The following is a 4,951-nucleotide window of genomic DNA, read 5'->3' on the forward strand; positions in this document are numbered from 1 at the left end:
GCTCCACGTCGTCCTGCGGGGTGAACGAGAGGAAGGTGCCGCTGCCGTCCGCGTCCAGCGGCAGCGCCAGCCGCAGGCGGTTCGAGCGCCTGTAGTAGTCCTCCTCGCGCACGGCGTCCCCGGACAGCATCTCCAGGGTGAAGTCGCCCGAGGCCTCCGTGGTGGCGGTGGTGAGCGGCGTGAAGACGTCGTCCTCCAGCCGCTCCAGGGTCAGCGTCTCGCCGGAGCGCGGCGTGCCGTCGCGGTGGAGCGCGCGGCCGTACGCGAAGATGGGGTCCTCGGGATGGCGGTCGCAGCCAGCGGTGGTGAAGGCCAGCAGTCCCAGGGAAGTGACGAGTGCGCGTCGCATGTCAGTAGGTCGCCTTGAGCCCGAAGAGGGGGAGGATGACGGGGATGCGCATGGGGACCTGCACGGGGCGGACGTCCTTGTGGGGGGAGCCCTCGTAGTCGCCGCCTTCGGAGCGGTACTCGTAGGCCACCACCTCCTGCTGTGCGGAGAGGTTGAGCACGTCGAGTGACGCATCCAGGGTGAAGTCCTGGTAGGCCCACGACTTCGCGATGCGCGCGTCCACGCGGAAGAACGGCGCCAGCCGCTGCGTGCGGTCCAAGTCCTGCCGCACCCATTCCGTCGAGCCGTCGCCGTTCGTCACCCAGCGCTGCGTCTGGGAGGTGAGCTGCCCCGTCTCCGGACGGCCGGTGTTGAAGTGCACCACCGTGCCCACGGTCCAGTTGTTGCCGAACTTGTAGCTGAGCGCGGCGTTGAAGGTATGCGCCTGCTCGAAGGCGAAGGGCAGGGTGCCCTCCACCGTCTCCAGCACGCGGTTGTCGTCGCCGATGCGGGCGAAGCGCGCCTTCCGCTTGCTCTGCAGGAAGCTGTAGGACACCCAGCCGAACCAGTGGCGGCCCAGCGGATGGCGCGCCATCAGGTCGAAGCCGTAGGCGTAGCCGGTGGTGGCGGGGTCCTCGCCCAGGCCGCTCCGGCGGCGGCGGTTCTCCGCCACGTCCACCAGGTCGAACTCCACCGCGCGGGAGAGCGGGTTGAAGTACGCGTCCGCGCTCAGCTCCAGCCCCTCGAAGGCCTTCCACTCCGCGCCCACGTCGAACTGCGCGCCGGACTGGAGGCCGTAGCGCAGGCTCGCGGTGTCGATGGCGGGCACGTGCACGAGCACGGTGGGCGGCTGGTGGAACAGGCCCGCGCCGCCCTTGAGCGTGAGGGTGTCCGTCAGTGTGCGGCGTACGGACAGGCGCGGCTCCACCGCGGTGAAGGTCATGCCCGGTACCAGGTGGTACGCATCCACGCGCAGGCCCGGCGTCACCACCCAGTCTTCCGAGGGCTTCCACGTGACGGACGCATACGCGCCGGAGAAGGTGGCCAGCGCGCTGGGCCGCTTGAGCGGATCCGCGTCGTCGGAGGGCCGCCAGCCCGGAGGCCGCGCGGTGCCGATGAGCGTGGTGGCGGAGCGGCGGTGCTCCACGTCCGCGCCCACGGCCAGGTCCAGCGAGGACGTCAGCGTGCGGCGCCACCCCGCGCGCGCGGCGATGCTCGCCTGGCGCAGCCCGTACTCGCCCACCTTCTCGCGGAAGAGGTCGCCACCGGTGTCGCGCGTCCGCTCGCCGGTGAGGCCCAGGCCGTCCCAGCCCAGCGTGATGTCGACCTCGCCCTCGCCGTCCGCCACCGGGTGCGTGCCGCGCAGGTCGATGCGGTGGAAGCGGGACACGACGCCGGCCCCGTCCGCTTCGGCCCGCAGCTCCGGCGAGATGCCCACGTCGTCGGAGCTGCCCAGCGCGAACAGGCGCAGGCGGCCTTTGCCCACCTTCTGCTCGACGCGCGCCTGGTAGTCCCAGAAGCCCGCGCGCAGTCGCTCCGCTTCCGAGTTCTGCAAGGCATTGGCCGCCAGCGAGATGAGCAGCGCGGAGTAGCTGAAGCGGCCCGCCAGGCTGACGCTGGTGCCGGTGGACTCGAAGGGCTGCTCGATGAAGCCGCCCGCGTTGAGCAGGTCCGCGTACGCGGTGAAGTGCAGCCGGTCTTCGCGAGGACGGCTGAGGCGCCCCTCCACCGCGCCGCCCAGCACGCGGCCGTACTGCACCGGCGGCGTGCCCGGATAGAAGTCCACGGTGTCGATGAAGTCCGGGTGCACTACCGCGGGCCCGAGCAGCAGGTGGTACAGCATCGGGATGCGCACGCCGTCCAGGAAGAAGCCCGTGGCGGCGGGCTGGCTGCCACGCACCACCGGATAGCTGATGCCTGACGCGAGACTGCCCACGCCCGGCATCAGCATCACCACGCGGAACGGGTCGCCCAGCGTGCCGGGCACCTCGCGGATCTCCTGTTCGTGCAGGCTGATGCGGGTGACCTCCGTGCGTGGACGCTCGTCGCGCACGACGGTCTCGTAGGGGTTCACCTCGCGAGGCTGGAGCCGGTAGACGACCTGGAGCGTCTGTCCTTGCGTCAGCGTCTCCGTGAACACCGTCGTCGCATGACCAGGAGCGCGGACCTCCAGCGTGTGCGAGCCCGGCGATACGTCCACCGTGAAGAGACCCCGAGCGTCCGTGGTGGTGGCGGGCTGGAGCGCGCCGTCCAGGAAGAAGGCCGCGTCCTGTAGCGGGCGACGCGTGCCGCGTGCGCGCACCTCGCCGGTGATGCGCGTGGTGGAGGCGGGAACCTGCACGGGCGGCGTGAACCGGTAGATGAAGGGCAGGCGCACGGCCACGGGAGTGCCAGCCAGTGTGGCCGGGGTGAAGCGCAGGCCCGGGGCCGCAGCGAGCGCCGCGTCGGTAAGGCGAGGCTCGGCGGCGGCGCGCACCACCTTGGCTTCCGCGACGCGGCCCTCCACGTCCACCAGCAGCTCCAGCTCCACCTCGCCCGGCGTGCCCTCCAGTCCTTCAGGCCATGCGGCGGGAGCGTCGGCGGTGAGGCTGGGCGGCACGAGCGCCGTGTCACCTGCGTCCGGAGAGAAGCCCAGGCGGAGGGCGTCCTCGGCGGAGAGGGCCTGGCCGGCGTCGGTGGCGTGGACGTCCACCTCCACGGCGCGAGGCTCGCTGGTGGAGGAGGGCACGCCCTGCGCGAGGGCGGTCGATGCGGACAGGAGCACGAGCGTCAGCGCCAGGGGGGCGGCACGGGGGAGGAACATGGGCGGGCGCTTCAACACCGGACCCCCGCGAAAGTGACACCCGCGCTGGCGCCGGAGTGCTCCGGCCCGGCGAGGACACTGCATGCGTTCATGGATTCGGCCCAAGGCGCCCATGACTTCCCCGGCCCGTGGCGGAAGTCGGTTCACGGAGGGCATACGGACCGGGAGGCGAATCCCGGTGGTGCCTTTTCACGCGAAGTCTATGGGATGCAGTGCCAGGAGTCGCCGGGGCGCTCGAATCCCCCCGCCATTCCCCCCGCGCCGCGCCACTCCGTCCCCGAGGGCGGCGCGCTGTGCGAACGCGCACGGCCCTCTGTCCCGAGGTGCCGCCCCCTGGAGCCGCGCCACGGGCGGTCGTTACACTTTTTCATGTCGAGCGGAAGCCACGGCCAGGGTTCCGCGGGGAGGGCGCATGCGGACGCCGAAGGACGAACTGCTGCTCCGGGCGATGGACCATGCGTTGTCAGCGCGAACGATAGAGGCGGTCGAGGCGCTGGCCGCGCTCTATCGGTTGTTGGACGCGGAGCGCATTCCCGAGGACGAGAACTACGCCGTGTTCGCCACGGCATTGTCGCGCCGGTTGGAGGGCGCGACGGGCGCGCTGCATCCGTACCGGGCGTCGGAGGTGGACGGAGGCGCGCCACAGATTGAGTTGTTCCGGCGGTTGATGAAACACCTGCCGCTGGCGTCGGCGGCGGACGCGGTGGCGAACGCGCTGCTCGCGGACTTCCTGCGAGGGCACGCGGAGCCGACGCTGCTGGACGTGGGCATCGGGCAGGGGAGGCAGGAGTGCAACCTGCTGCGAGCGCTGGCGAGGACAGGAGCACTGCCCCGGCACCTGACAGTGGTGGGAGTGGACCCCAGCGGCACGAGCCTGGTGGAGGCGCGCGACGCGGTGCTGGCGGTGGCGGACGAGGTGGGGCTGTCGCTCGAGTTCGTGAAGCTGGAGTCGCCGGTGGAGGACCTGGACGTGGCGACATGGGCGGCGTTGCGAGCCGTGCGCCGGCCGCTGGTGGTGAACGCGGCGTTCGCGATGCACCACGTGGCGGAGAAGGAGACGTCAGGCATGGAGGCGCGCGACGCGGTGTTGGCGAGGCTGGCGTCGCTGGGCCCGGTGGGCGTGGTGATGTGCGAGCCCCACGTGGATCACCACCGTGCACCGGCGCGTGAGCGATTGAAGAACGCGTGGAATCACTTCTCCCGCGTGTTCCAGTTGCTGGATACGTTGGAGATACCGAGCGCGGAGCGTCGCGCCATCAAGCGATTCTTCGGCCGGGAGGTGGATGACATCGTGGGCACGGTGAACGAATCGGAGCGGTGTGAGCGCCACGAGCCGGCCCTGGCCTGGTGGGAGCGGTTGCAGCGAGCAGGCTTTGCGCCGAGGGGCGGGCTGGAGGCGGTGTGTCCGGCGGACGTGCACCCGGCGGTGGGGCTGTGCGTGGAGGAGGGCACGGTGGGCATCACCTTCCGGGGCGACGTGCTGGTGTCGGTGCTGGCGGCGGTGCCGGGAGACGGCGCGTGAGCGACCTGGAGGCGTTGGCGCCGAAGGTCATCGCGAGGTGCCGTGAGGCCGGGGTGCGGCTGGCATTGGCGGAGGCGTGTACGGGAGGGCTGATGACGGCGGCGCTGACGGAGGTGCCGGGGGCATCGGCGGTGGTGGAGCGAGGGTTCGTGCCGTATTCGAACGAGTCGAAGGGAGAGCAGCTGGGGGTGCCGCTGGCGTTGTTGCAGGCGCACGGCTCGGTGAGCGCGGAGGCAGTGGGCGCGATGGCGGCGGGGGCGCTGGAGCGTTCGTGGGCGGACTGGGCGGTGGCGGAGAC

The 4,951-nt window shown here is 71.4% G+C and carries 3 protein-coding genes and 1 pseudogene; 2 read left to right on the forward strand and 2 right to left on the reverse strand.

All coding sequences use genetic code 11. The features are described 5' to 3' along the window. Together D7V77_RS40105 and D7V77_RS40110 are read right to left on the reverse strand one after the other, a co-directional pair. A pseudogene (locus D7V77_RS40105) lies at positions 1–349 on the reverse strand (hypothetical protein); the annotation flags it as partial. Position 350: 1 nt separating this feature from the next. Beyond that, a complete protein-coding gene (locus D7V77_RS40110; protein WP_120581459.1) occupies positions 351–3,131 on the reverse strand; it encodes a TonB-dependent receptor in 2,781 nt (926 codons plus the stop codon). Between the two features lie 412 nt (positions 3,132–3,543). On the opposite strand from D7V77_RS40110, the gene D7V77_RS40115 reads away from it, so the two are divergent. Together D7V77_RS40115 and D7V77_RS40120 are read left to right on the forward strand one after the other, a co-directional pair. After that, positions 3,544–4,653, forward strand: a complete 1,110-nt coding sequence (locus D7V77_RS40115) for a GRAS family protein (protein WP_120581460.1) — start codon at positions 3,544–3,546, stop codon at positions 4,651–4,653. Then, the coding region (locus D7V77_RS40120; RefSeq protein WP_147452320.1) for a CinA family protein at positions 4,650–4,951 on the forward strand (302 nt) is incomplete at its 3' end. The genes D7V77_RS40115 and D7V77_RS40120, both read left to right, overlap by 4 nt.

The sequence above is a fragment of the Corallococcus sp. CA041A genome, assembly GCF_003612075.1.
Lineage (GTDB): Bacteria > Myxococcota > Myxococcia > Myxococcales > Myxococcaceae > Corallococcus > Corallococcus exiguus.

Bases quoted from the DNA above. Each gene is read 5' to 3' on its own strand.
- D7V77_RS40110 (WP_120581459.1), bottom strand. From the start codon at position 3,131: ATGTTCCTCCCCCGTGCCGCCCCCCTGGCGCTGACGCTCGTGCTCCTG.
- D7V77_RS40115 (WP_120581460.1), top strand. From the start codon at position 3,544: ATGCGGACGCCGAAGGACGAACTGCTGCTCCGGGCGATGGACCATGCG.